Origin of the sequence: Microbacterium sp. AG1240, from assembly GCF_003635115.1 — a bacterium.
GTDB lineage: Bacteria > Actinomycetota > Actinomycetes > Actinomycetales > Microbacteriaceae > Microbacterium.
Genome location: NZ_RBXJ01000001.1, coordinates 1,215,679 through 1,238,531, shown reverse-complemented (window position 1 = coordinate 1,238,531; position 22,853 = coordinate 1,215,679). Strand labels below are relative to the sequence as shown.

Below are 22,853 nucleotides of genomic sequence, written 5' to 3'. Positions count from 1 at the left end.
ATTCGGTCGGTTTATAAGAAATGGTCTAATACACGCCGCGCGGCACCCGCGCCCGTCGCCCGCGAACGCCCCAGTGTCCGCTCTCCCGCACCGCCCTCTCGGGCCGCCTGATGACCGTACTCAGGATGAACCGATCGGGCGAACGTCGCGACCCCCGTCTTTTCGGGCCCGGTCGGTGGCGCGCACCGCGTTCATCCTGAATACGGTCGAGAGGGCGGCGCTGCCGTGGGGAAAATGGACGCATGGCCACGTTCACGATCCGCGGGGCGGTGGTGCGCAGCATCCCCTCGTTCTACGACGAGCTCAACCGCCTGTTCATGACGGGCGAGGATTGGGAACTCGGCCCCAGCCTCGACGCGCTCGACGATCTGCTCTACAGCGGATACGGCGCGCTCCAGGGCGACGATGCGGTGCGGGTGGTCTGGTCGGATCACGCCGTCAGCCGCGAGGCCCTCGGGCGCGAGGCCACCGCCGCGTACTACCGGGAGAAGCTCCGCCATCCTGAGACGTTCTCGAGCACGCACTTCAGCAAGCTTCTCGCACAGCTCGAGACGGACACCGGCCAGACCTACTTCGACATCGTCCTCGAGATCTTCGCGCAGCACCCTCGCATCGATCTCGTGCTCGCCTGAGGGCGACGCCTCCTCAGCGCGTGAGCTACCGAGTCTCGCCGCCGGGGCGAAGGGGCGGATGCTGCGCCCTGACACGCCGGCGATCTCGCCACGCCTGCCACGCCCCGGTCGACCAGAGCGCCCAGATGACGAGCAACGGCTGGAACAGCAGCCGGACTCCGCGCGAGAGATCGGTGTCGAGACCGAAGGCATCGGTGCCACGCACGAACTGCTCGATGTTGCCGGGGAAGACGGCGACGAAGAACGCCGCCGCGATCCACCCGATCGGCACGCGCCACCGCGACAGCAGTGCCACCGCGAGACCCAGCACGATCTCCACGACACCGGACGCGACGACCACGAGGTCGACGGGCAACGGAAGCCATGACGGCACCTGCGCGACGAACGACTGACGAGCGAAGGTGAGGTGACCGACGCCGGCGAAGACCAGGCCCGCCCCCAGCAGCAATCGAGCGAGGGTGCGGACAAGGCTCATGTGCCGAGCGTAGGCGCCCGGAGGATCCGTTCGTCCGCCCCGCGGATCACGAAGGCCACCGCGACGAGGGCGATGACGATCGCTGCGATCTCGAGCACACCGCTGAGGGCCGCCAGCGGACCCGGCGTGCCGCGCCCGACGCCGAACGTCGAGAAGTCCCACAGCCCGTGCAGAACCATGGCCCAGAGCAGGCTGCCCGTCACGCGCCGGAAGATGTAGAAGATCGTGCCGGCTCCGAAGGCGAAGACGACCTGCCGCAGCGTCGACACGGAATCCTGACCGCTGAACGCGTTGACGAGGTGCATGAGCCCGAAGAGGGCCGACGTGAGAAACCACACCCACGCCTCGGAGAGTCGGCTGCGCAGACCCACGAGCAGCAGACCCCGCGTGGTGAGTTCCTCCGTGAAACCGACGAGCAGCAGAACGACGGATGCTGCGAAGAATGCGGCGTCGTACGAGCCCCAATCGGTCGAGGCGAGATTGGCGACGAGGGCTACCGCCATGATGACCGGCGCGATGATCGGCCACCTGTGAGCCGCACGATGGCGGTCTCGAAGCGCCGGGCGCCACCACCCGAGCAGCGTCGTGGTGATGGCGAGGAGGATCGCACCGACGATGAGCGAGAGCCCGGCGCCGAGGAACAGGTTGCTGCCGCTGTCGCCGAGGTCGGTGTAGGCAATCCCCGTGGCCTGCTGGACGCCGAAGACGACCGCAATGTAGGCGAGGTAGATGACCAGCCCGATCCACACGCGGGGGTGGACGCGGTATCGATCTGTCGTGTGGAGGGTCATGCGATTCTCTCTGCGAGTGCGAGGGCAGGCGGGTCGGCCGTCGCACGAGCGCGCGCACTCGTGCGACGGCCGGTGATGATCAGTGGCGGAAGAACTCGTTCGCCCGCTTCGTGTAGAGCAGTGCGATGCCGACGAGAGCCACGAGGCCCGAGATGACCGGCGCCACGATGTTCGCCGGGTTCGCCGCCAGGGCGAAGATCGCCGTGAGCAACGACAGGACGAACGAGATGGTGACCAGGATGCGCGCCACGTTGCTTCCGCTGAAGAGGAAGAAGGTGACGACGAAGGAGACCAGTCCGACCACGATCGCGATCCACGCCGCTTCCGTGCCGACGCCGTTCGGGCTCAGAACGCGCGTCAAGACGAGGATCCCGGAAATGACCTGTGCCGCCGCGCCGATCCACGCCAGCACGGCGATGAGGACGACGCCACCGGGGCGCTGACCGGCCATCACGACTTCTCTCCATCCGCGTCGACGGACGTCGATCCGTCGGCCTCGACCTCGCCGAGCAGATCCTTGAGACCGAGACCCCCGATGTTCTGCGCTTCGACCTCGAGTGTCGTCCCTGTCGTCGTGTCGGTCAGACCGATGACCAGGACGGTGCCACGTCGGTGCTTGGTGACCTCCAGATGATCTCGGTCGATGTGCGCGACCGGGTGGAGGTGCTTCCAGCCTCCGACCAGTCCGGTGCTGGTGCGGCCGAGGACATAGAGACGCTTCGCCGAGAGCGCCAGGACGAGGGACGGATAGCTGCCCTTCGACGCTGCGTTCACCCGCTCGCCGATCATGCCGCCCGCAACGCCCCACGCCGTCGCGTTGCTCCCGCCGCCGGCTACGCCCGCGGCCGCGCCGAGCACACCGGCGAAGGTCGAACCTCGAGGCATGACCACGGCGACATCGAGTACCTCGTCGTCGGGAATGACCGCTTGCGCGCCCTCGCGGGCATGTTCTTCTCTCGACATTGGCGTGCTTCCCATCCGATCGGCCGCCGACCCGAATGGCCGGACATCTGGCCTCGAGGTGAGGTTAGCGCAAAGCAGGACAATCCTGAGCAAACTTTTCGGCCTTGTTCTCCGCGCGGTTGCACCGACGTCCGACTGCTTCAATGAAGGCGGAGGAGAACGAGAACATGGACGTGAACGCGCTGAACCGGGCGATGGATCTGCTGGGGCAGTTCAGCGACCGATTGACGCACGTCTTCGACGACGCGTTCGGCACGAAGTGGGCCGAGATCGAGGACATCCTCGCGATCGCCGAGCTCCTTACAGGTCGCTTCGTGACGACCCGGATTCTCGCCGACAACAGCGGGCTGGACCGCCGCGCGATTTCGCGCATGATCGCCCGCCTGCGCTCGGAAGGGTTGGTCACGACACGACCGTCGGAGGCCGACCGGCGTGCCGTCGAAGTCGTCCTGACCGGTCGCGGCGAGCAGCACGCGGGGGTGTTGCGCACCTCTCTCGACAGCTTCTTCCGAGCGAGTTCCCAGATCGCGAGCCAGATCAGCGAAGGGCTCCAACCCTCATCTCCCCTCCCGCCCCCCACCACCCCGGTCGACCCGGTCGATCTGCTCCAGCGCGTCTGCAAGGCGGGTGCAGCGCTCGTGAACACGATGCCCAGCGCCGCGTCCGAGGGGCAGTTGGCCGCTCGCCAGCGGGCGGCGCTCGTGCAGATCGTGTCGCAGGGCGGCGTGCGTCCGAACGACCTCTCTCCCGCGCTCGGGGTCTCCCGGGCGGGCGTGGCCTACATCGTCGATCAGCTCTCTGCAAAGGGATTCGTCTCGCGCCGCCGAGGCGCCGTGCCAGAAGACCGCCGCGCGGTCGTGCTCGAGGCCACCACTGAGGGCATAGATGCCGTGCAGGCGGTGATGGACGGGATCGGACGTCAGCGAGAGAGCCTGGCGATCCTGTTCGCCGAGGTCGCGAACTGGCACCAGCCCGCGAACGGAGCCGCACCTCCCCGTCTTCCGGAGAACGTGAGCGGCTGAGCGGTTCGGGTTCGTCGAACGACGTATCGCGCGGAAGAGGGCCCGGCGAGCGTGCGGGTCGGACCGCGCTTCTGAGCGGCCACCACCGTGACATCTCACCAGCCCGACGGCGAACTCCGCAGGAAGGGGATGATGTGCGCGCCGATGCGGCGGCCCCACTTCGCGTAGGTGCGCGGGGTGAGGTCGTTGGCGGCGTCCAGAGCGATCATCTGCGTACCGGTGAGGTCGCAGATCTGTTGGGTCTCAGTGTCGAGCAATCGCGCGTGATCGCCCGTGAGACGCCGTGCGAGCGGCACGAGCGACCTCGTCAGGTGCATGCTGGCAGCGCTTGTGACGAAGACGGACGCCGCCCCCGACGAGGTCAACAACCCCACGAGCTCGGTCATGCTGTGGCGCCAGCTGCGGCGACCCGTCAGGCAGAAGACGTCGGTCGTCGCGAGCATGAGGACGACCGAGTCGTAGCCGACGAGGTCGACCCCGTCGAGGCGTTTGAGCGTCGAACGGGCGGATGCATCCGGCTGCGCGATGACGGTCACCACAGCTCCGCGTCCCGTGTGCTCTGCGACCTGCCGTGCCAGCGTGCCGGCAATGCCCAGCTCGTGGATCAGCACACCGCACCCCGCCGCCGGGCCGTCACCGACGATGAGGATGCGGACCGGCTGGATTCCCGGGATGCTGACACCGGCCGGTCCTGCGGGATAGAGCCATGTGCGTTCGTGCTGGGTCGTCGCTCTGAAGAGGCCCCAGAACAGTGGCCCGAGCACCACCTCCGGGTTCTCCCAGATCCCTCGTAGGCGGGGCGGGACCCTCAGACCGCGCGCTGACCGCCGGACGACGGGCTGCTCACCGTTGGTCAGCGCAGATCGGTTATCGACCGGCAGATGCGAACTCATGCACTGTCGCCTTTCGGGAGGAGGCCGCTGGTGGCTTCGACGGCGTCTCACCGTACGGATGCGAGCACGTCGATCGATATCCGTTTCGCGCAGCGAAGCAGGCGATCTGCGCGAGCGCATGCCCGCGGGGCGCATCCCTGCGCGTAGGATCCCTCATGGATCAGAGGTGAGCGGGATGTTCGAGGGCCACCGCGTCGCAGACAGTCGCGATGTCGACCACGCCCGGCAGTCTCTCAGCGCAGTCTTCCTCCCCGTCGACTTCCCGTCGGCACGCGCATCAGCGACGTTCGGGATGCAGCTCAACGCGCTGACGGTGGGTCGAGTCACGTGCGGTTACATGCGCTTCAGCGACGCCGTCAGCATCCAGACGGCGGAGGCGGAGAACTACCACGTCGACATTCCGACCGCGGGCCGTGCGACGATGCGCGCAGGTCTCGGTTCGCCGATCTACGGGACGGAGCAGACGGCAGGGATCTTCATGCCGGGGCGTCCGGTGCAGATCTCGAGTGAGGGGCGGTTCTCGCAGCTCTCGCTGATGATCCCGCGCGACCACCTTCAGCTCGAACTGCAGAACCTTCGAGGGGGCGAGCTGTGCCGCCCCCTCGAGTTCTGGGGCGAGGTCGACCTGACGACGCATGGTGCACGAGCGATGATGCAAGCCGTGCGGATCATCGACGAATCTTCCACACAGGCAGGCGGACTGCTGGCTCATCCGCTGGCCGCGCATCAGCTGGAGCGGGTTCTGATCCAGAGTCTGCTCTTCGCGCAGTCCCACAACCACTCCGCCGAGCTCGCCGAACCATCACTCGCGGTCGGAGCCGAGCCCGTCTCGCAGGCCGTGGAGCTCCTACGCTCCGACCTCGGGCATCCGTGGAGCGTCACGGAGCTGGCGGCGGCGGTGTCGGTGAGTGTGCGCGGGCTGCAGGACGCTTTCCGTCGCTCCCTCGAGACGACGCCGATGGCGTACCTACGAGGCCTCAGGCTCGAACGGGTCCGCGCCGAACTGGCCGCCGCCGTGCCCGGCACAGTCAGTGTGACGGACGTCGCCGCACGTTGGGGGTTCACCCATCTCGGGCGGTTCGCGGCGGTCTATCGTGCGCAGTTCTCGGAAAGTCCGTCCGACACCCTGCGGGCACGAAGCGGCGCGGCGGGATAGTCCCGCACGCTGGGGTGCCCCCCATCGATCGCGGTGCGCTTACCGACGGCCTGCAGCGACGAGGTGCTCGTAAGACGAGACGGACCGCGACGGCGCCCTCTCTCGCATGCTGGTGTCGACTCGAGTTCGTCCATGAGGCAGACGCAGTGACCACCATGGCGCAGCCCCTCCTGCAAGAACTGCACCAGCAGGCTGTCTCTGCAGACGCCGGCTCAGATGTCGGCACCTGATGCGACGGCACGCGAGAGGAACGGGAACGTCTCGGGATGCTGCGAAGTGGTCGTCTCGTCGCGGCTCAGACGCCTGTCTCCGCTGCAACGCGTCCAGACGCGACGGCCCGCCGAAGCGCTTCGAAGTCAGCCTCGGCGACATCGGCGTAGGCGGCCGACCATGTCGCCGTCGCCTCGGCGAACTCGTCGGACCGGCCGAGGTACCCCACGATCGCCGCCGACGCGGGCGACTGCCCATGCGCCCGAGCCAGGAGTGCCGCGCACAGCGCGCCATAGGAGCGGAACTGGTCAGCGTCGAGCTCGTCGAGTTCGATCGACCCCTTCATGTCGCGGAACTGCCGCCAGTAGTAGTCCACCCGATGGCGGTCCGCCGCATCCCCGGCCCAACCGCGCATCCATCCGACAAAAAGATCGGAGTTCGCCTGCAGGATCCGCTGAGCGGCGACGACGCGATGGCCTTCTATGAAGTCCATCTCCCCGTCTCGACCGGGGATGACCGCTCGCCTCCCTCCATACGTGGTCAAGACGGAGGGCGGAGCCTCTTTCACCTGCAGGAACAGCATGTCGCCGGTGGGCCCCTCGACAGCGAGCAGATAGCAGCGGGTGCCCACGCTGCCGACACCGACGACCCGCAGAGCGAAGTCGACGACGCGGTACTGCTCCAGCAGGAACGATATGTCCTCGCGCAGAGTCGCGCGGTACTGCGCGAAGAGGTCGGTGACCTCGCCCAGGGTGGCGTGGTCCACGTGACGCAGGACGGGAGGCTGGTCGACGATGCGGAGGCCGCCGTCGACCGAGAGCGTCGTCAGGCGCTGCAGAAGTCGCTCGGACGTGCGTGCGCGTGCTTTCTTCGCTGCTCTCCGGACCGTCCGCTCGCCTCTCTCCCCGAGGTGGCGGGCCACCGCCGACGTGTCGACCCGGGTGTAGTAGCGCTCCCGAGTGGAGAGGCTGCAGTAGTCCCGAAGCATCTTCCGATATGCGTCGGCTGCGGCGAAGGCCGCGTCGCGGCACGCATCCTCGCTCAATCCGATATCGCGCCCGCCGACGTGCACGCTCGCCGTGAGCCGACGCACGTCCCATTCCCACGGCGCGACGCCGCCCTCGTCGAAGTCGTTGAGGTCGAAGACGAGCGCACGTTCGGGTGAGGCGAAGAATCCGAAGTTGGAGATGTGCGCGTCGCCGCAGGAGACGACCTCGAGATCGGTGGTCGGCGCAGCGCGCAGGTCTGCCGCCATCACCGCTGCGGTGCCCCGGTAGAAGGAGAACGGCGATTGCAGCATCCTGCCCACCCGCACCGGCACGAGATCTTTCAGTCTCGACGCGTGCTGCTCCTCGAGAATGCCCAGCGGATCACGGTCGACGGGAAGGAGGAGTTCAGCCAAGCTTCGCCGGGGCAGGCGAGTTCGCACCTGACGCCCGACCCGCTCCGCGGATGATCCTCGCACGCCGTTGCCCATGCCGCAGGCTACCGCGTGCCGAGAGGAACCGGGGAGGAAGACCGCGGCGGCTGATCTGCCGTCCGAGCACGCCACGGATTCCGAGAAAACGAAGAAGGCCCGAGATCCGCGTGGTGACGCGGCTCTCGGGCCCTCTTCAGTGACAGCGGCTTGGTGGAGATGGGGGGAATCGAACCCCCGTCCATCACTGGGAAAGTGCGGTTTCTCCGGGCGCAGTCTGTGCAGACGTTCTGCTCGGCTCCGACCTTTGTCACAGACACCTAAGTCGACGAGCCCAGCCCCGGAAAAGTCCCGCGTGACGTCGAGGCGCCGTCACGCAGCTAGTCCCCTAAATGACGCCGGGATCCGTAGCGGGAACACCTACGGTCCGACGGACTATCGGGCTCGCTTATGCAGCGAGGGCGAAGTCAGTGCGCTTGGTTTCGGCACTTATTGTTTTGCAGAGATCGTTAACGAGATAACCCTGCATCCTCGGCCCGCTTCACGCAGAATCACAAGCGATGTCGAAACCGATCATCCCCGTGGTCCTCCGTCGGAGGGACCGCTGTCACACTGTGGAATTGCCAACCCGGCTGCCGAAGCACCCGAGCCCTACAGACTATAACGGTTCTCGCCTCGGCGCATTCCCGGACCCGCGGCCCAGCTCGCCCCTCGAGCCGTCGCCTACGATGTAAGGGTGCCCTCACCTTCTCGTCGATCCGCCGCTGCCCAGACCACCCTCCAGGTGATCGAGACGATCCGGCTCACGCCCGGACTCGTGCGGGTGGTGCTCGGAGGCGAGGAGCTGGTCGATTTCCCCGACCGCCCCGAGACCGACACCTACGCGAAACTCTTCTTCCCTCCGGCCGGCAGCGCCCTGCGCCCGCCGTACGACCTCGCGGCTCTGCGCGACGAGGTCGCATTCGACGAGCTGCCCACGGTCCGCACCTACACGATCCGCCGCGTCGACCGCGATCGTGGCGTGATGGAGATCGACTTCGTCGTGCACGGCGACACCGGCGTGGCAGGCCCCTGGGCGGCGAACGCGCAGCCCGGCGACGAGCTCACGATGTCTGCCCCCGGCGGGGGCTTCTCCCCCGACCCGGAGGTCGACAGCATCCTGCTCATCGGTGACGAATCGGCGATCCCCGCGATCTCCGCCGCCCTCGAGTCGCTGCACGATGATGCTCAGGTCACCGTGCTGCTCGAAGCCCGTTCCGCCGAGCACCGCGCCGATCTGCCCGACTCCCCCGCGAGCGTGACCTGGATCGACGAAGACCACGATGCCCCGGGTGCGCGCCTCGTCGACGCCGTGACCGCGCTGGAGTGGCCCGTCGGCCGCGTGCAGGTCTTCGCGCACGGCGAGCGAGGGGCCATGAAGGCTCTGCGTCCGATCTTCGTCGAGCGAGGCGTCGATCGATCCGACCTGTCACTCTCGGCGTACTGGGCCGCCGGCCGCACCGAAGACGCGTTCCAGGCCGAGAAGCGCCTGCCCGTCGGGCAGATCTTCCCCGCCTGACTCTCCGGCCCCCGCAGCGCGCGCCCGCTCAGGCAGAGCCCGTAGGCTCGGCGCATGAGCGAGGTCGTCATCACCGTCCGAGGCGAGCAGGAGCGCCGGGTCGCTCCCGAGCGGGCCGTCGTGCAGCTGTCCGTGAGAGCCGACGGGCCCGAACGCGGACCCGTGGTCGAGCGTGTGAACGCCGCCGCGGCGCCGATTCGCGATGGTCTCGATGCCCACCAGCGCTCCGGCGAGGTCGCCGAGTGGTCGAGCGGACGCGTCTCGGTCTGGTCGGAACGCCCCTGGAACAACGAGGGCCGACAGCTGCCGCCGGTGCACCACGCCTCCGTCGACATCTCGGCGTCGTTCGCCGACTTCACCGCACTGTCGTGGTGGCTCGGCGAGACCGCCGACGCCGACGAGGTTCAGGTCGCGTCGATCTCGTGGCAACTCACCCCCGGCACCCGCGCGATCGTCGAGCGCGACGTCGCCTCCGATGCCGTGCGCGTGGCTGTCACGCGCGCCGAGGCCTACGCCGACGCCATCGGGCTCGGCACGGTGGCGCCGATCGAGATCGCCGACGTGGGGCTTCTCGCCGGACAGACGGAGGCTGCAGCATCCGCTCCTCGCATGATGCGGATGGCCGCGTCGGATGCTGCGGGCCCGGCACTCGCGCTCCAGCCGGCCGACATCGTGGTCGGCGCGGCGGTGGAGGCGCGGTTCCGCGCGTCGTAGGGACTACTCGCCCGTGCGGTTGCGCGTGCGCATCGCACGCTCGGCCTCGCGCTTGTCTTCGCGCTCGCGGATCGTCTGACGCTTCTCGAACTCGCGCTTACCCTTGGCGACCGCGATCTCGACCTTGGCACGACCGTCGAGGAAATAGAGCTTCAGCGGCACCAGCGTGTAGCCGCCGGCCGAGATCGCGTGCGAGAGCTTCACGATCTCCTCCTTGTGCAGGAGGAGCTTGCGGATGCGCTTCGCGGAGTGGTTGGTCCAGTGCCCCTGCGAGTACTCGGGGATGTTGACGGCGTCGAGGAACGCCTCTCCCCCGTTGATGTAGGCGTAGCCGTCGCTGAGGTTCGCCCGACCCTGCCGAAGCGACTTCACCTCGGTGCCGGTGAGCACGAGGCCCGCCTCGTACGTCTTCTCGATGGCGTACTCGTGACGCGCGCGACGGTTGGTCGCGACGACCTTCTCGCCTTGTTCGCGGGGCATGGCAACCTCCTCCGGCTGTCGGGCTCATGCAAGCCCATCAGTCTACAAGGCCGACGCCGACCTCAGGTGCGCAGCCAGCGCCTGATGGCGAAGCCGGCCGACAGAGCCGACAGCACCACGCCCAGCGCGACGATCACAGGGATCACCACGCCGAGGTCGCCGGGGCCGACCCACGCGGTGATGAAGGCGACTCTGTCGCGCAGGTAGTCTTCGACCCCGAAGGTCACGATGCCCCACATCGTGACGCTCGCCAGCGCCGATCCGATGAGTGCGGCGAGCACGCCCTCCAGCACGAAGGGAGTCTGGATGAAGCGGTTGGATGCTCCGACGAGACGCATGATGCCGATCTCGCGCCTGCGGGCGAACGCCGAGAGGCGGATGGTCGTGGCGATGAGGAGGACGGCGGCGATGAGCATCAACGCAGCGATTCCGATCGCGACGTAGCTCGCGATCCGCAGAGCGTCGAAGAGCGGGTCGAGGTACTGCAGCTGGTCGGCGACGTCTTCCACGCCTTCGAGCCCACCGAAGGCCTCGGCGATCACATCCGACTGGCTCTGGTCGACGAGGTTGATCGAGAACGTCGCACCGACCTGGTCGGGGGTGAGCACGTCGGCGTATTCCGGCAGCTGCGCGATCGTGCGGTCGTACACCTGCTGATTGTTCTCGTAGGTGTAGTCGCGGATGAGCGGCGCGAGCGCACCGCCCTCGAGCGATGCGGTCACCGCGTCGATCTGCTCCTGCGTCGCCAGACCATCCGAACACGTGGCGGTATCGGAGACCGAGGAGCACATGTAGACCGCGACCTGGGCGCGATCCGCCCAGAACTCCTGCATCTTGCCGATCTGCATCTGCATGAGCATCGCGGCGCCGACGAAGGTCAGCGAGACGAAGGTCACCAACACGACGGAGATGACCATCGAGGCGTTGCGGCGAAGACCGGTGAAGGCCTCGCCGAGGATGAGTCCGATCCTCACGAGGTGGGCCCCACTTCATCGTCGCGACGGTTGCCGCTGAGGCCGAGGCGGTCGGCGAGTCCGAGTTCGTCTATCTCGCCGGAGCCCTCGGCCCGCTGGGTGTATGCCGGTTCCGGCGTCTGCTCGGCGATGACGGGAGCCATGGCTTCTTCGGCGGCCGGCGTGAGCCGCTCCGCGGCTTCCTCCAACGCGGCACCGGCGGCGGGGTTGACCTGAGCGACCTCTCGCTGCACCTCGAGCACCGCGGTCAGGGCCGCGACCGCCGCCGCACCCTTCTCGACCTGGGGGGCGAGGCGCGGAAGACCCGACGTGTCGCCGTAGCCGCCGTGACGCTCGTCGCGCACCATCTCGCCGTTCTGCAACTCGATCACGCGACGCTGCATCTGGTCGACGAAGCCGGCCTCGTGCGTGGCCATGACGACCGTGGTGCCGCCGGCGTTGATGCGCGCGAGCAACTGCATGATGTCGATCGAGGTCGCCGGGTCGAGGTTTCCTGTGGGCTCGTCGGCGAGCAGCACCTGCGGGCGGTTGACGAGAGCACGCGCGATGGCGACGCGCTGCTGCTCACCACCCGAGAGCTCGTGGGGCAGGCGCTTCTCCTTGCCGGCGAGACCGACGAGGGCGAGAGCCTCGGGCACGGCCTGCGAGATGAAGCCGCGCGAGGCGCCGGTCACCTGCAGGGTGAACGCGACGTTCTGGAAGACGGTCTTCGTCGGCAGCAGCCGGAAGTCCTGGAAGACCGCACCGACGTGCCGACGGAAGTAGGGCACCTTGCGGTTCGAGAGGGTGCGGAGGTCTCTACCGAGGACGACGACGCGCCCCTTGCTCGGCGTCTCTTCTCGCAGGATCAGACGCAGGCACGAGGATTTTCCCGAACCCGACTGACCGACGAGGAAGACGAACTCTCCGCGCTGCACCTCGAAGTCGACCTCGTTGAGGGCGGGCTTGGAGGTGCCGCGATACCGCTTGCTGACGTTCTCGAACCGGATCATGGCGCAAGAAGCCTAAGCGGCTCCCCCGTCGCATCCCGTCGTGACGCGCCCGCCGCGCAGCATCCGTTCGACGAAACCGCGTCTGGCCGACGAGACCGCGACATCAGGCCGTGGTCTCGCCACGCAGAACGGGTCTCGCGGTCAGTCGTCTTCGGTCTTGCGCTTGCGCCAGCGGATTCCCGCGGCGATCAGGCCGTCGAGGTCGCCGTCGAAGACGGATGCGGGGTTGCCGACCTCGTAGCCGGTGCGGAGGTCTTTGACGAGCTGCTGTCCGTAGAGGAAGTACGAGCGCATCTGGTCGCCCCAGCTCGCGGTGATCGTGCCGGCGAGCTCCTTCTTCTTCGCTGCCTCTTCCTCGCGCTGCAGCAGCATCAGGCGCGTCTGCAGAACGCGCATCGCGGCGGCGCGGTTCTGGATCTGCGACTTCTCGTTCTGCATCGACACGACGAGGCCGGTGGGGAGGTGGGTGATGCGCACAGCGGAGTCGGTCGTGTTGACCGACTGGCCACCAGGACCCGACGAGCGGAAGACGTCGACGCGGATGTCACCCTCGGGTACCTCGACCTCCTGCGCCTCTTCCATCACGGGGATGACCTCGACCGCGGCGAAGCTCGTCTGCCGCTTGTCGGCGGAGCCGAAGGGGCTGATGCGGGCGAGACGGTGCGTGCCGGCCTCGACACTCAGGGTTCCGAAGGCGTACGGCACGTCGACCTCGAAGGTGGCCGACTTGATGCCCGCGCCCTCGGCGTAGGAGGTGTCCATGACCTTCACGGGGTACTTGTGACGCTCGGCCCAGCGCAGGTACATGCGCAGCAGCATCTCGGCGAAATCGGTCGCGTCGTCGCCGCCGGCACCGGAACGGATCGTCACGACCGCGGAGCGCGGGTCGTACTCGCCGTCGAGGAGCGTCTGCACCTCGAGCGAGTTGATCACCTTCGTCAGGTCGGCGAGCTCCTTACGGGCCTCGGCCGCCGACTCCTCGTCCTCCGCCTCGAGGGCGAGCTCGACGAGCACCTCGAGGTCGTCGAGGCGCGCCTCCACGTCGGAGATGCGCTTGAGCTCCGACTGCCGGTGGCTCAGCGCGCTCGTCACCTTCTGCGCCTTGTCGACGTCGTCCCAGAGGTCGGGGGCGCCGGCCTCCTCGCTGAGGCGTGCGATGTCGGCGGTGAGCGCGTCGACGTCCACCACGGCGCGGATGTCGCCGAAGGTGGAGCGCAGCGCCTGGATATCGGCGGTCAGATCGAGTTCAAGCATGGCTCCCCAGCCTACCGTCCTCCGTGCGCCGGTATCCGGCGCCGGGCGGACCGGCCGGTGCCGCCGACGCCGGGCGTATGTTGGAGGCGACATGGCTGACGACTCCCCCCGCCGCATCCTCGTCCGCTTCGCCCCGATGATCTACGGCCCGACGCTGTTGTTCGCCATCGGCGAGGGCGCGGTCATCCCGCTCATCCCCATCATCGCGTCGCGTCTGGGCGCTGACATCGCCATCGCCGCGCTCGTCGCCTCCGCCCTCGTCGTCGGTCAGCTGTGCGGCAACATCCCTGCCGGCTGGGCGGTCGCCCGCTTCGGTGAGCGCATCACGATGGGGGTCGCCGGGGTGGTGGCCCTCGTTGCGACGATCTGTCTCGCTCTGGCCCCGACCCTGCTGCTGTTCGCCGCGGCCGTCTTCGTGATCGGGCTGTGCGCGGCCGCCTTCGGGCTCGCGCGTCATTCGTTCATGACGACGCGCGTGCCCCTGTCGTTCCGCGCGCGGGCGCTGTCGTTGCTCGGCGGCACGTTCCGCCTGGGCATGTTCGTCGGACCGTTCATCGCGGCGGTGCTCCTCACCGTCTTCGGCAGCGAGAGCGCGGCGATCTGGTTCTTCGGCGTCTGTCTGGTGGCGACGGTGCTGCTCGTGCTGCTGGGGCCCGATCCTGAACTGGCGCTGACGAAGAACGGGTCGGATGCTGCGGCACCCGAGCCGCGCGAAGACACCGGCGAGCCCGTGACCGGCTCGATCCCGCTCCCCGCCGCCGGGGCGCAGCGGGTAGGCGTGTTCCGCACCATGTGGCGGCACCGCGACGTGCTCGCGCGCCTGGGGCTCGCGGCGGCGTCGCTATCGGCCCTGCGGTCGGCGCGTCAGGTGATGCTGCCCCTGTGGGGTGTCTCGATCGGTCTCGACGCGCAGACCATCGCGCTCGTCGTCGGCATCTCGGGGGCGATCGACTTCGCGCTGTTCTACGCCAGCGGTCAGGTCATGGACAGGTTCGGCCGGCTGTGGGCGGCCCTGCCCGCGATGGTGCTCATGGGTGCGGGATTCTTCGCGCTCTCGATCACCCACGACCTGACGAACGCGAGCATGTGGTTCGCGATGTTCGCCGCGGTTCTCGGAGTCGGCAACGGGCTCTCCAGCGGCATCCTCCTGACCCTCGGCGCCGACGTGGCGCCCCCGACCGACCCGGCACCCTTCCTCGGGTCGTGGCGCACCCTGACCGACGCCGGGGGCGCGACGGCCCCGCTCCTGATCTCGGGGATCGCCGCCGTGCTGTCGTTGTCGTTCGCCGCCGGGGCGATGGGCGTCATCGGGCTGCTGGGTGCGCTCGGGTTCGTGCGCTGGGTGCCGCGGTTCGTGCCGCGGGCGAAGTAGGAACGACGCTCAGACGAGCGGAGGCTCGGGCGTGACCCGCGCGAGACGCCTCCGGCGGGCGACCGCCGCCAGGATCGCGATCACGATCGCGAGCATGACGATCGGCAGAAGCAGCACGGGGCTTCCGACTCCGGCAGAGCGGTCGAAGCCCGCATCCATCGAGCCCGTGAACGCCGAGACGGCCAGCAGGAAGACGTTGTTCGCGGTGTGGATCGCGATGCCGCTCTCGAGGCCGCCCGTGAGCTGGGCAAGGATCGACAGTCCGACGCCGAACAGGAAGTAGTAGGCGATCAGCCAGGGGTCGGCGGCGAAGTGCACGGCCGAGAAGATCGACGCGCTCACGGTCGTTCCCACGATGAGCGCCCAGCGCGGCGAGCGCAGCCACGAACCGGCCGCCCGCTGCACCACGCCACGGAACATGTACTCCTCGGCGGCCGCCTGCAGGGGTGTGGTGAGCACGATCACGGCGAGGAAGGCGAGGGCCGACGACGACATCTCGATGCGGTAGGCGGGGTCGAGCAGGTTGAGTGCGGCGAAGGCCAGATAGAACGGCGCGGCGATGGCCGTCGAGATCCACAGCCACCGCCACCGGAACCCCGGTCGCAGCGAGTGGAAGAAGCCCATCCGCACCCCGCTGACGAAGCGGTGGGCGATGATCGAGAGCGCCGCGGCCGCGACGATGCTGAGGTTCGTCGCGAGCAACACGACCGGGGTCATGACGATCAGGCCCGACATGAGGGCGTCGGCGTCCTGCGCGCCGATCATGAGGTCGACGATCGTCGCGACGAGGCCACCGATCGTGGTGAACAGCAGGATGCCGACGATCACGATGAGGATGCTGAGCAGGCCCTTCCACCACCGGGTGCGGGGTGTGCGGTAGCTCGACCCGAAGGGAAGACCCGGCAGCGGACTGCGCGGGTCGGGCATCGGCGCCCTCACCGCGACATAGCCTCCGGGCGCACCCGTCGGCCACGCCTGCGCGGGAGGGACGACGGGCGCAGAGATGTCATCGCGAGGTTCTTCGGCCATGCTTCGAGCGTAACGAGCACCTCGCTCGCGTCCGCGCGGCCGTTCGGTGCGCGCGGCTCGTTCAGGGGCAGCGCGGACACCGAAGACCCGCGCGATCGCCACCGAGCTACAGCAGCGCCGTGCGACTGGTCGCCGTCGCTCCCAGGGGCACGCCGTCGGGCACGAACAGCGACACGACGGGTGGGTGCCACACCCCCGTCACGGTCACCCGGGCCGAGACGCCGTCGGGGGTCGAGGCCTCGACCACCGTGAGGGCCTCGCTCATCGCGGCGACCACCTCCTCCGCCTGTGCGCGGACGTCGTCGTCGGTCAGCACGGCCATCGCTCGACCGTCGGTCACCGTGAGGGTGAATCCGTCGGCGCCGGCGAGCGCCGCAGCATCCGCCGCACTGTCCAGGCGCTTCTGCGCCAGATAGAGCGAAGTGGCGTTGGCGCAGACGAGCACGAGCGCCAGCGCGAGCAGTGCGTAGCCGAGCGTGAGCAGCAGCACGCTCCCGTCGTCGTCGAGGCGCCGCATCACGATGTCGCACCCCAGAACCGGGAGACCTTCTGCACCGCGACCGCCTCGACGGGGAGGCGCGCCAACCGGTCGAGACCGAGCACCGGCGGAGCCAGCGGCAGCGCCACGGCTGTCCGCACCGTCACCACCACGGTCGCGCCGGCGGACGGACACCCGGATGCTGCGCCCGGACAGTCGATCTCGATATCCACCGTGTCTGCATCGAGCCTGTATTCCTCGACAACCGTCGCCAGCACCTCCCGGGCGCGCACATCGGCGTCGGCGCCGTCGGTCGCCGTCGAGATCGTGCGGGCGATGTGCCGGGCTCCCGCCTCGGCCCCGAGCGACTGGTGCTGCACCATGCCGAGCGCGACCACCAGGTAAACGGTCGGGACCAGCAGGAGGAGGCCGACGAAGATGAACTCGATCGCCGCCGATCCCTCGTCGTCGTCACCCAGTGCTCGCCGGAACGCCTCACCCCAGCGACTCGCTCGGCGCATGAGCGGTCACCTCCAGTGCTCGCGGACTCCCCCACAGCCCGAGAAGGGGCAGCGTCGTGCGCACCGTGACGCGAACCGTCTCGCCCTGCTCGACCGCTGTCACGTCTTCGGCATACGACGTCGCCACCGCACGACCGATGAGATCGCGGGTGCGGGCCGCGCCGTCGGCGAGAGTCGTGTCAGCGAGCGCCGCGTGGAAAGCCCCCTCGACCGCGGCGTCGTGCACCACGTTCCGCACGTAGATGGCGAGGGCCAACTGCAGCACGGCGACCGTCAGAAGCGTCAGGAGGCCGCCGACCAGCACGAACTCGACGGGGCTCGCCCCCTCCTCGTCGTCGAGGGCCTGGCGGAGCCTACGCATCTCAGAGACCCGAGACGCGCGAGATCGCCTGCTCGAACAGCTGGGCCAGCGCAGGCCCGGCGAGCGCCCAGATCACCACCACGAGCCCCGCGGTCATGAGCGTGATCAGCACCCACCCGGGCACGTCTCCTGCCTCGTCGTCGAGGGCGTCTCCCCAGGCGGTGCGCAGTCTGCGCGCGAGCACCTTCGCAGCATCCATGTCGTTCTCCTTCCGAGCGTGGGCGATCAGCCGATTCCGAGCCGCAACATGAAGATCCCCGGGAACACTGCGAACAGCACGCTCAGCGGGAGGATCAGGAAGACCAGCGGCACGAGCATGAGAATCTCCTTCCGACCCGCCTGCTCGATGAGCGTGCGCTTGGCGTCTTCGCGCGCATCGAAGGCCTGGGCTTGCAGCACGGCGGCGAGAGGGGCGCCGCGGTCGAGCGCGGCCACGATGTGGTCGATCGATCGCGAGACGGCCGGGATGCGGATGCGGCGACTGAGCGCCGTGAGCGCTTCGGGCAGGGGCGATCCCGTCCCGACGTCGAGCACCGTGCGGCGGAACTCCGGGGTCAGCTCCCCCGAGCCGATCTCCCCCACCCGCCGGAGCGAGTCGAGGATCCCCTCGCCCGCCGCGAGGCACAGGGCGAGGAAGTCGAGCACCGTGGGGAGCTCTTCCTCGATCCGCCGCACGCGAGCCCGAGCCGCGCCCGTGAGGCGAGCGTCGCACGCCATCGCGGTGGTCACGGCAGCCGCGACGGGCACGAGACCCGCAGGGGGCGTGAGCGTGCCCGCCACGGCCAGGAGCACGACGACGCCCCCACCCGCGCCGAGTCCGGCGAGCGACCACACCATCTGACGTGCGCGGAACCCCGCAGCATCCGTCACCCGGCCGGCCTGGTCGATGCGGTGCTGCACGGCCTCCGCCCCACCGAGCATGCGGCCGAGTCGGGTGAGCGCGTCATCCCACGCCCCTCGCAGTCCTGCGGTCGGAGGCTGGGCCGGGCCGAGACCGCGCGGGTCGACGACGTCGCGGATGTAGGGAGCGATACGGCGAGAAAGGCTCGGCGCGCTCACGCGCGGGGCGAGTGAGACGAGGAGGCACACCCCCACCCCGAACGCACCTCCGAGCAGCACCGCGAGGGCCGTCTCTGTGAGCAGCCCGGGGCTCATCCGAACCACCGCCGAGGTTCCGGGAGCCGACCGATGCGCAGCATCACGCGGAACGCCACCACCGACACGACCGCTCCGGCCAGGATGAGCCCGACCCCTTCGCCACTGGCATAGGCGCGAGACCCCTCGGGGCGCAGCGCCAACAGCACGAGGATCACCCAGGGCGCGACGACCCCGAGCACGGCCGCCCCGCGGATCCACGACTGCTTCGCCTCGACCTCGCCGCGGAGAGCCGCATCGGCGCGCACCGAACCGGCGAGCGCACGCAGCACCACCGTCAGCTCGGTGCCGCCGACCTGACGCGCCATCCGCAGGGTCTCGATGATGCGGTCGGCGACCGGATCGGACAGCGCCGTCTTCAGGCGCGTTGCGCTGGAGTCGAAGTGGCCGGATGCTGCCATGTCGCTACCGAATGCGGCGAACGCGGGCCGAAGCGGGGGCGGGGCGGACACCGCCAGGCTGGCCACGGCGTCGGGCAACGACATTCCGGCCCTCACCGATGCGATGAGCAGATCACACACGTCGGGCCAGAGCGCGCGGCGAGTGCGCAGCAGTCGTGTGCGCCGGGCGCGCAGCCACATCAGCGGAGCGACGGCAGCGGCAGCGCCCGCGATGACGCTGAGTGCGGGCACGGCCGTCACCAGCCACACGATGGCCGCCGCGACCAGAGCGAAGACCGTGCCCAGCACGACGACCACGCGCGGTCGCACCGACGCGAACCCCGCCGACTCGAGCAGCCGCAGGAGCGCGCCGTCCGGCTCCGGGGCCGACGGTGCCTGCCCGCTCGGCCATAGCCAGGGCGACGCGACCAGCAGCATCCCGCCGGCCAGGAGCGCCCCCAGCACGAGCGTCACGATCGACCCGCCCTGTACAGCGACCGCACCTCGGCGGCGTCGCCCACCAGCCGCCCGGTCGGCGTGACGATCTCGAGCACCCGACGCCGGCCGCGCGCATCGCGGCCGCAGTGCGCGACGAGATGCACCGACCGGGCGACGGCCGAGAGCACGAACTGCGCGTCGATGTTGCGTCCGGCCAGGAGCGGCAGGGCGGCGAGCTTCGCCAGGGCCTCCGCCGCGGAGTTCGCGTGGATCGTGGCCGCCCCCGGCACACCCGTGTTGAGGGCGAGCAGCAGATCGAGCGCCTCGGCATCTCTCACCTCGCCGACCACGACCCGGTCGGGGCGCATGCGCAGCGCCTCTTTCACCAGGCGCCGCAGCGTCACTTCTCCCCCGCCCTCGAGACTCGGCTGGCGCCCCTGCAAGGCGACGAGGTCGGGCGCATCGATGGCGAGCTCGAACGTCTCCTCGACCGTCACGATGCGCTGCGACCGGGCGGAGGCAGCAACGAGCGCTGCGAGGAGCGTCGTCTTCCCCGCGTGGGTCGGCCCCGACACGAGGATGCTGCGCCCCTGCCGCATCGCATCGACGAGCAGGTCGGCGGCCTCCGGAGCGAGCGACCCCGTCTCGACCAGACGCCCCACATCGCGGAAGGCCGGGAGGAACTTGCGGATATTGACGGCCCAGTGCCGCCGCGTGATGTCGGGGATCACGACGTGGAGCCGCGACCCGTCGGGGAGCGACGCGTCGACGAAAGGTTGGCTGAGGTCGACGCGGCGACCGCTCGTGTGCAGCATCCGTTCGACCAGGTCTCTCACCGCGCTGTCGGTGAGGGAGACCGGCACCCGCTCGGCCACGCCGCCGCGCGCGACGAAGACCCGGTCGGGCGCGTTGAGCCACACCTCCTCGACGGTCGGGTCGTCGAGGTACGCCTGCAGCGGCCCGTACCCGGTGAGCTGGGCGAGCACCTCTCGCACGCACGCACCCTCGTCGTCGAGAGGCGGGATGCCCCTGGCGAGTGCGAAGTCGTTGTGCCGTCGCACCTCGGACCGGATCACCCGCTCCGCGTACCCCGGATCACGGGCCGGATCGCTCTCGTCGGCGCGCAGTCGCTCGCGCACACGCTCGACGACAGCTGCTGTCGCGGTGCCGGAAGAGATGGCGAGGCTCACGCCCAGCATCCTGGCAACGATGCGGCCCAGGCTGACGGCGGTTCTCCACAGCACGCAGACATCTCGTCAGAACGGACGAAAGTCATCCACAGTCGGCATCCGGCCCGAGAACCGAGCACGCGACAGGGCTACTGTTCGCGCGGGCCACTCGCAGACGGCTCGAGGTCACCCCATCACGATGACCGCGCGCCCGGTGATCTCGCCGCGTGCGAGCGCCTGATACGCCTGGTCGACGTCGGCGAGCGCATAGCGCCGCGTCACGAGACGATCGGCATCGAAACCGCCGTTCGCGGCGAGGTCGACGACGGCGGGAAGGTCTTCTCGGGTGCGGGCGCCGAACGAACCCGTGATCGTGTATCCGCGGCGCACCAGCGGTGTGATCTCGACCTCGGCGGAGGCGTTGCCCGCGGCGATCCCGATCGCGACCATCCGTCCGCCGTCGGCCAGCAGGGAGACGGCCTGACGGAAGGTCTCGGGGCGGCCAAGGGCCTCGAAGGCGATGTCGACCCCGCGGCCGTCGGTGATCTCGCGCACCGCGGCCGCGACGTCGTTCTCGCGGGAGTTGACCGCGTGCGTGGCCCCCAGCGCGAGTGCGGCGTCGAGCTTGTCGTCCGCGACGTCGATCGCGATGACGGGGTAGGCCCCCGAGGCGGCTGCGACCTGGATCACCCCGCTGCCGATGCCCCCGACGGCCACCACGGCCACCGACTGACCCTCGATCAGCGCGCCGGCCCGGCGCACGGCGCCGTAGGCGGTGAACGCCGCACACCCGAGCACCGACGAGGTCACCGGATCGAGGCTCTCGGGCAGCGGCGCAAGAGCCGACAGCGGCACGACCGAGTACTCGGCCAGGCCGCCCATCGAGTACATCGCCAGGAACGACCCGTCATCGAGGCTCAGCCGGCTCTCGCCGTCGTAGAGCGTTCCGCGCAGGCGGTTCTGGGCGAAGAAGTTCTCGCACATGTCGTCGCGACCCTGCAGGCAGTACCGGCACTCGGTGCACGGCATGATGAACGCGCCCACGACGGTGTCGCCTTGCGACAGCCCGCGCGTGTCGGTCGTGCCCTCGCCCAGCGACACGATGGTTCCCGTGATCTCATGGCCGAGCACCGCGGGACGGGGGAACGCGACCTCACCCTTCATGACGTGGAGATCGGTGTGGCAGACACCGCACGCGATGATCTTCACGAGAGCCTCACCCGCACGCGCGACCGGAACGGGAATGTCCATCACTTCCAGTGCCGCCGCGTCATCGCGCAGCACCGCCGCCCGCATCATCCGTTTCGTATCGGCCATGGTTCGCATCTCCTCATCGAGAACTGTCTGACCACCAGTGTCTCAGGCTGCCTGAAAAAAGGCCCGGGGCCGTCTGCGCGTGGCGGCGCCTGACGAAGATTCCGGCGTCTCGCGCCGGCGCCGTTGGCCGTGAATTCACCCGCCATATCTGCGCACCCGCCTCATTTAGACTGATCGCACCCGCGGGAGTGGTGAAATCGGTAGACACGCAGGATTTAGGTTCCTGTGCCTTCGGGCGTGGGGGTTCAAGTCCCCCCTTCCGCACAACGGCCCCAGCGGCCAACCCACCTATCGGCCCTACACCTCCGAGGCACCCGTGATCCAGCATTCCGCGCTCATCCCCTGGCTCGATCCGGCTGCGATCATCGACGCCGCGGGGCCCTGGGCCCTGCTCGTGGTGTGCCTCATCATCTTCGCCGAGACCGGCCTGCTGATCGGGTTCCTGCTCCCCGGCGACACTCTGCTCGTTCTCGCCGGTCTTCTGTCGAACCCGACGACCCATCCCCCGCACGGCGTCTTCGGGGTGAACGTCTGGATCGTCGGCCTCCTCATCGGATTGTCGGCGTTCGTCGGAGGGGAAGTCGGCTACCTCATCGGTCATAAGGCGGGGCCGGCGATCTTCGAGCGCAAAGATTCCGGCATCTTCAGCCGGAAGAACGTCGAACGCACCAACGAGTTCTTCGAGCGTTTCGGCGCGGCCACGGTGATCCTGGCTCGCTTCGTGCCGATCGTCCGCACGTTCGCACCGATCGCCGCGGGCGTCGGTCACATGAACAAGTGGAAGTACACCCTCTACAACTTCATCGGGGCCGTGATCTGGGGTTTCGGCCTCACGATCTTCGGCTTCCTCATCAGCTTGATCCCGGGCGTGGGTGAGTTCGTCGCCGAGTACATCGACGTGTTCCTGCTGATCGCGGTCGCCGGCACGGCGCTGTTCATCGCCTTCAACTTCCTGCGCGAGCGCGCTCAGGCGAAGAAGGCGGAGCGCGCGGGCGACGCGGTGACCGACCGCGCCGAGGCGCAGGAACTCGCCCTCGACGAGGACGTCGTCGAGCACGGCCGGCACACCCCCACCGACGGCGACGCGCCGAAGGCCTGACGC

General features: G+C 69.0%; 26 protein-coding genes, 1 tRNA gene and 1 other RNA gene. 8 read left to right on the top strand and 20 right to left on the bottom strand.

Annotated features, from left to right (window positions below; genetic code table 11):
• Positions 1-242: 242 nt before the first annotated feature.
• Positions 243-632 (top strand): ribonuclease inhibitor, encoded by a 390-nt coding sequence (locus tag DEU34_RS05710; RefSeq protein ID WP_121149186.1) that lies wholly within the window; start codon positions 243-245, stop codon positions 630-632.
• A gap of 25 nt (positions 633-657) precedes the next feature.
• On the opposite strand, the gene DEU34_RS05705 is transcribed toward DEU34_RS05710, so the two are convergent.
• The 4 genes from DEU34_RS05705 to DEU34_RS05690 form a co-directional block, all read right to left on the bottom strand.
• Positions 658-1,107 carry a hypothetical protein gene (locus DEU34_RS05705; protein WP_121149185.1) on the bottom strand — a complete coding sequence of 150 codons (450 nt, stop codon included), beginning with the start codon at positions 1,105-1,107 and terminating at the stop codon, positions 658-660.
• Complete coding sequence (locus DEU34_RS05700) at positions 1,104-1,898, bottom strand: CPBP family intramembrane glutamic endopeptidase (protein ID WP_121149184.1); 795 nt, start codon at positions 1,896-1,898, stop codon at positions 1,104-1,106. The genes DEU34_RS05705 and DEU34_RS05700 overlap by 4 nt, the downstream gene beginning before the upstream one ends.
• Before the next feature lie 79 nt (positions 1,899-1,977).
• On the bottom strand, positions 1,978-2,349 hold the full coding sequence (locus DEU34_RS05695; RefSeq protein ID WP_121149183.1) for a hypothetical protein: 372 nt from the start codon (positions 2,347-2,349) through the stop codon (positions 1,978-1,980).
• Positions 2,349-2,861 (bottom strand): hypothetical protein, encoded by a 513-nt coding sequence (locus DEU34_RS05690; RefSeq protein WP_121149182.1) that lies wholly within the window; start codon positions 2,859-2,861, stop codon positions 2,349-2,351. The genes DEU34_RS05695 and DEU34_RS05690 overlap by 1 nt, the downstream gene beginning before the upstream one ends.
• Positions 2,862-3,004: 143 nt before the next feature.
• Here DEU34_RS05690 and DEU34_RS05685 point away from each other — a divergent pair, with 143 nt between their 5' ends.
• Complete coding sequence (locus DEU34_RS05685; protein ID WP_121149181.1) at positions 3,005-3,883, top strand: MarR family winged helix-turn-helix transcriptional regulator; 879 nt, start codon at positions 3,005-3,007, stop codon at positions 3,881-3,883.
• A 95-nt stretch (positions 3,884-3,978) separates the two neighbouring features.
• Here the strand turns inward: DEU34_RS05685 and DEU34_RS05680 are convergent, their stop codons facing one another.
• Positions 3,979-4,650, bottom strand: coding sequence for a hypothetical protein (locus DEU34_RS05680; RefSeq protein ID WP_121149180.1), 672 nt, complete (start codon positions 4,648-4,650; stop codon positions 3,979-3,981).
• 301 nt (positions 4,651-4,951) lie between these two features.
• Between DEU34_RS05680 and DEU34_RS05675 the strand changes: the two genes are divergently transcribed.
• Positions 4,952-5,932 carry an AraC family transcriptional regulator gene (locus DEU34_RS05675; RefSeq protein ID WP_259460040.1) on the top strand — a complete coding sequence of 327 codons (981 nt, stop codon included), beginning with the start codon at positions 4,952-4,954 and terminating at the stop codon, positions 5,930-5,932.
• 295 nt (positions 5,933-6,227) lie between these two features.
• Here the strand turns inward: DEU34_RS05675 and DEU34_RS05670 are convergent, their stop codons facing one another.
• Positions 6,228-7,544: a DUF2252 domain-containing protein gene (locus tag DEU34_RS05670; RefSeq protein WP_220659924.1), complete on the bottom strand. Its 1,317-nt coding sequence runs from the start codon at positions 7,542-7,544 to the stop codon at positions 6,228-6,230.
• Between the two features lie 226 nt (positions 7,545-7,770).
• Positions 7,771-8,140: a transfer-messenger RNA gene (gene ssrA, locus DEU34_RS05665) on the bottom strand.
• 155 nt (positions 8,141-8,295) lie between these two features.
• Here ssrA and DEU34_RS05660 point away from each other — a divergent pair.
• Both DEU34_RS05660 and DEU34_RS05655 read left to right on the top strand, forming a co-directional pair.
• Positions 8,296-9,117, top strand: a complete 822-nt coding sequence (locus tag DEU34_RS05660; RefSeq protein ID WP_121149178.1) for a siderophore-interacting protein — start codon at positions 8,296-8,298, stop codon at positions 9,115-9,117.
• 54 nt (positions 9,118-9,171) lie between these two features.
• Complete coding sequence (locus DEU34_RS05655) at positions 9,172-9,831, top strand: SIMPL domain-containing protein (protein WP_121149177.1); 660 nt, start codon at positions 9,172-9,174, stop codon at positions 9,829-9,831.
• Positions 9,832-9,834: 3 nt separating this feature from the next.
• Here DEU34_RS05655 and smpB read toward each other — a convergent pair whose 3' ends face one another.
• The 4 genes from smpB to prfB form a co-directional block, all read right to left on the bottom strand.
• Complete coding sequence (smpB, locus tag DEU34_RS05650) at positions 9,835-10,311, bottom strand: SsrA-binding protein SmpB (protein ID WP_116646287.1); 477 nt, start codon at positions 10,309-10,311, stop codon at positions 9,835-9,837.
• 62 nt (positions 10,312-10,373) lie between these two features.
• Positions 10,374-11,285 carry a permease-like cell division protein FtsX gene (gene ftsX, locus DEU34_RS05645; protein ID WP_121149176.1) on the bottom strand — a complete coding sequence of 304 codons (912 nt, stop codon included), beginning with the start codon at positions 11,283-11,285 and terminating at the stop codon, positions 10,374-10,376.
• The gene (gene ftsE / locus DEU34_RS05640; RefSeq protein WP_121149175.1) at positions 11,282-12,277 is read right to left on the bottom strand and encodes a cell division ATP-binding protein FtsE; all 996 of its coding nucleotides are present in this window, start codon (positions 12,275-12,277) and stop codon (positions 11,282-11,284) included. The genes ftsX and ftsE overlap by 4 nt, the downstream gene beginning before the upstream one ends.
• 141 nt (positions 12,278-12,418) lie before the next feature.
• The gene (gene prfB / locus DEU34_RS05635; RefSeq protein WP_116646284.1) at positions 12,419-13,531 is read right to left on the bottom strand and encodes a peptide chain release factor 2; all 1,113 of its coding nucleotides are present in this window, start codon (positions 13,529-13,531) and stop codon (positions 12,419-12,421) included.
• 91 nt (positions 13,532-13,622) lie between these two features.
• On the opposite strand from prfB, the gene DEU34_RS05630 reads away from it, so the two are divergent.
• Complete coding sequence (locus DEU34_RS05630) at positions 13,623-14,903, top strand: MFS transporter (protein WP_121149174.1); 1,281 nt, start codon at positions 13,623-13,625, stop codon at positions 14,901-14,903.
• A 9-nt stretch (positions 14,904-14,912) separates the two neighbouring features.
• Here DEU34_RS05630 and DEU34_RS05625 read toward each other — a convergent pair whose 3' ends face one another.
• From DEU34_RS05625 to DEU34_RS05585, 9 genes are all read right to left on the bottom strand, one after another.
• Positions 14,913-15,932: a CPBP family intramembrane glutamic endopeptidase gene (locus DEU34_RS05625; RefSeq protein ID WP_121149173.1), complete on the bottom strand. Its 1,020-nt coding sequence runs from the start codon at positions 15,930-15,932 to the stop codon at positions 14,913-14,915.
• A 106-nt stretch (positions 15,933-16,038) separates the two neighbouring features.
• A complete protein-coding gene (locus DEU34_RS05620) occupies positions 16,039-16,449 on the bottom strand; it encodes a pilus assembly protein TadG-related protein (protein ID WP_121149172.1) in 411 nt (136 codons plus the stop codon).
• Positions 16,449-16,931, bottom strand: coding sequence for a TadE/TadG family type IV pilus assembly protein (locus DEU34_RS05615; protein WP_121149171.1), 483 nt, complete (start codon positions 16,929-16,931; stop codon positions 16,449-16,451). Before DEU34_RS05615 ends, DEU34_RS05620 begins: the two co-directional genes overlap by 1 nt.
• Entirely contained in the window at positions 16,906-17,292 is a 387-nt protein-coding gene (locus tag DEU34_RS05610) for a TadE/TadG family type IV pilus assembly protein (protein ID WP_121149170.1), read from the bottom strand. The genes DEU34_RS05615 and DEU34_RS05610 overlap by 26 nt, the downstream gene beginning before the upstream one ends.
• 1 nt (position 17,293) lies before the next feature.
• Complete coding sequence (locus tag DEU34_RS05605; RefSeq protein ID WP_121149169.1) at positions 17,294-17,491, bottom strand: hypothetical protein; 198 nt, start codon at positions 17,489-17,491, stop codon at positions 17,294-17,296.
• A gap of 26 nt (positions 17,492-17,517) precedes the next feature.
• Entirely contained in the window at positions 17,518-18,447 is a 930-nt protein-coding gene (locus DEU34_RS05600) for a type II secretion system F family protein (protein ID WP_121149168.1), read from the bottom strand.
• Positions 18,444-19,301: a type II secretion system F family protein gene (locus tag DEU34_RS05595; RefSeq protein WP_121149167.1), complete on the bottom strand. Its 858-nt coding sequence runs from the start codon at positions 19,299-19,301 to the stop codon at positions 18,444-18,446. Before DEU34_RS05595 ends, DEU34_RS05600 begins: the two co-directional genes overlap by 4 nt.
• Positions 19,298-20,464 carry a CpaF family protein gene (locus DEU34_RS05590; protein ID WP_121149166.1) on the bottom strand — a complete coding sequence of 389 codons (1,167 nt, stop codon included), beginning with the start codon at positions 20,462-20,464 and terminating at the stop codon, positions 19,298-19,300. The genes DEU34_RS05595 and DEU34_RS05590 overlap by 4 nt, the downstream gene beginning before the upstream one ends.
• Positions 20,465-20,620: 156 nt before the next feature.
• A complete protein-coding gene (locus DEU34_RS05585) occupies positions 20,621-21,751 on the bottom strand; it encodes a zinc-binding dehydrogenase (RefSeq protein ID WP_259460039.1) in 1,131 nt (376 codons plus the stop codon).
• A 182-nt stretch (positions 21,752-21,933) separates the two neighbouring features.
• Here DEU34_RS05585 and DEU34_RS05580 point away from each other — a divergent pair.
• A tRNA-Leu gene (locus DEU34_RS05580) sits at positions 21,934-22,015 on the top strand.
• Positions 22,016-22,067: 52 nt separating this feature from the next.
• Positions 22,068-22,850: a DedA family protein gene (locus tag DEU34_RS05575; RefSeq protein ID WP_396652101.1), complete on the top strand. Its 783-nt coding sequence runs from the start codon at positions 22,068-22,070 to the stop codon at positions 22,848-22,850.
• Positions 22,851-22,853 lie beyond the last annotated feature (3 nt).

Bases quoted from the DNA above. Each gene is read 5' to 3' on its own strand.
- DEU34_RS05710 (WP_121149186.1), top strand. From the start codon at position 243: ATGGCCACGTTCACGATCCGCGGGGCGGTGGTGCGCAGCATCCCCTCG.
- DEU34_RS05705 (WP_121149185.1), bottom strand. From the start codon at position 1,107: ATGAGCCTTGTCCGCACCCTCGCTCGATTGCTGCTGGGGGCGGGCCTG.
- DEU34_RS05700 (WP_121149184.1), bottom strand. From the start codon at position 1,898: ATGACCCTCCACACGACAGATCGATACCGCGTCCACCCCCGCGTGTGG.
- DEU34_RS05695 (WP_121149183.1), bottom strand. From the start codon at position 2,349: ATGGCCGGTCAGCGCCCCGGTGGCGTCGTCCTCATCGCCGTGCTGGCG.
- DEU34_RS05690 (WP_121149182.1), bottom strand. From the start codon at position 2,861: ATGTCGAGAGAAGAACATGCCCGCGAGGGCGCGCAAGCGGTCATTCCC.
- DEU34_RS05685 (WP_121149181.1), top strand. From the start codon at position 3,005: ATGAAGGCGGAGGAGAACGAGAACATGGACGTGAACGCGCTGAACCGG.
- DEU34_RS05675 (WP_259460040.1), top strand. From the start codon at position 4,952: ATGTTCGAGGGCCACCGCGTCGCAGACAGTCGCGATGTCGACCACGCC.
- DEU34_RS05655 (WP_121149177.1), top strand. From the start codon at position 9,172: ATGAGCGAGGTCGTCATCACCGTCCGAGGCGAGCAGGAGCGCCGGGTC.
- smpB (WP_116646287.1), bottom strand. From the start codon at position 10,311: ATGCCCCGCGAACAAGGCGAGAAGGTCGTCGCGACCAACCGTCGCGCG.
- ftsE (WP_121149175.1), bottom strand. From the start codon at position 12,277: ATGATCCGGTTCGAGAACGTCAGCAAGCGGTATCGCGGCACCTCCAAG.
- prfB (WP_116646284.1), bottom strand. From the start codon at position 13,531: ATGCTTGAACTCGATCTGACCGCCGATATCCAGGCGCTGCGCTCCACC.
- DEU34_RS05630 (WP_121149174.1), top strand. From the start codon at position 13,623: ATGGCTGACGACTCCCCCCGCCGCATCCTCGTCCGCTTCGCCCCGATG.
- DEU34_RS05625 (WP_121149173.1), bottom strand. From the start codon at position 15,932: ATGGCCGAAGAACCTCGCGATGACATCTCTGCGCCCGTCGTCCCTCCC.
- DEU34_RS05620 (WP_121149172.1), bottom strand. From the start codon at position 16,449: ATGCGGCGCCTCGACGACGACGGGAGCGTGCTGCTGCTCACGCTCGGC.
- DEU34_RS05615 (WP_121149171.1), bottom strand. From the start codon at position 16,931: ATGCGCCGAGCGAGTCGCTGGGGTGAGGCGTTCCGGCGAGCACTGGGT.
- DEU34_RS05610 (WP_121149170.1), bottom strand. From the start codon at position 17,292: ATGCGTAGGCTCCGCCAGGCCCTCGACGACGAGGAGGGGGCGAGCCCC.
- DEU34_RS05605 (WP_121149169.1), bottom strand. From the start codon at position 17,491: ATGGATGCTGCGAAGGTGCTCGCGCGCAGACTGCGCACCGCCTGGGGA.
- DEU34_RS05600 (WP_121149168.1), bottom strand. From the start codon at position 18,447: ATGAGCCCCGGGCTGCTCACAGAGACGGCCCTCGCGGTGCTGCTCGGA.
- DEU34_RS05590 (WP_121149166.1), bottom strand. From the start codon at position 20,464: ATGCTGGGCGTGAGCCTCGCCATCTCTTCCGGCACCGCGACAGCAGCT.
- DEU34_RS05585 (WP_259460039.1), bottom strand. From the start codon at position 21,751: ATGGCCGATACGAAACGGATGATGCGGGCGGCGGTGCTGCGCGATGAC.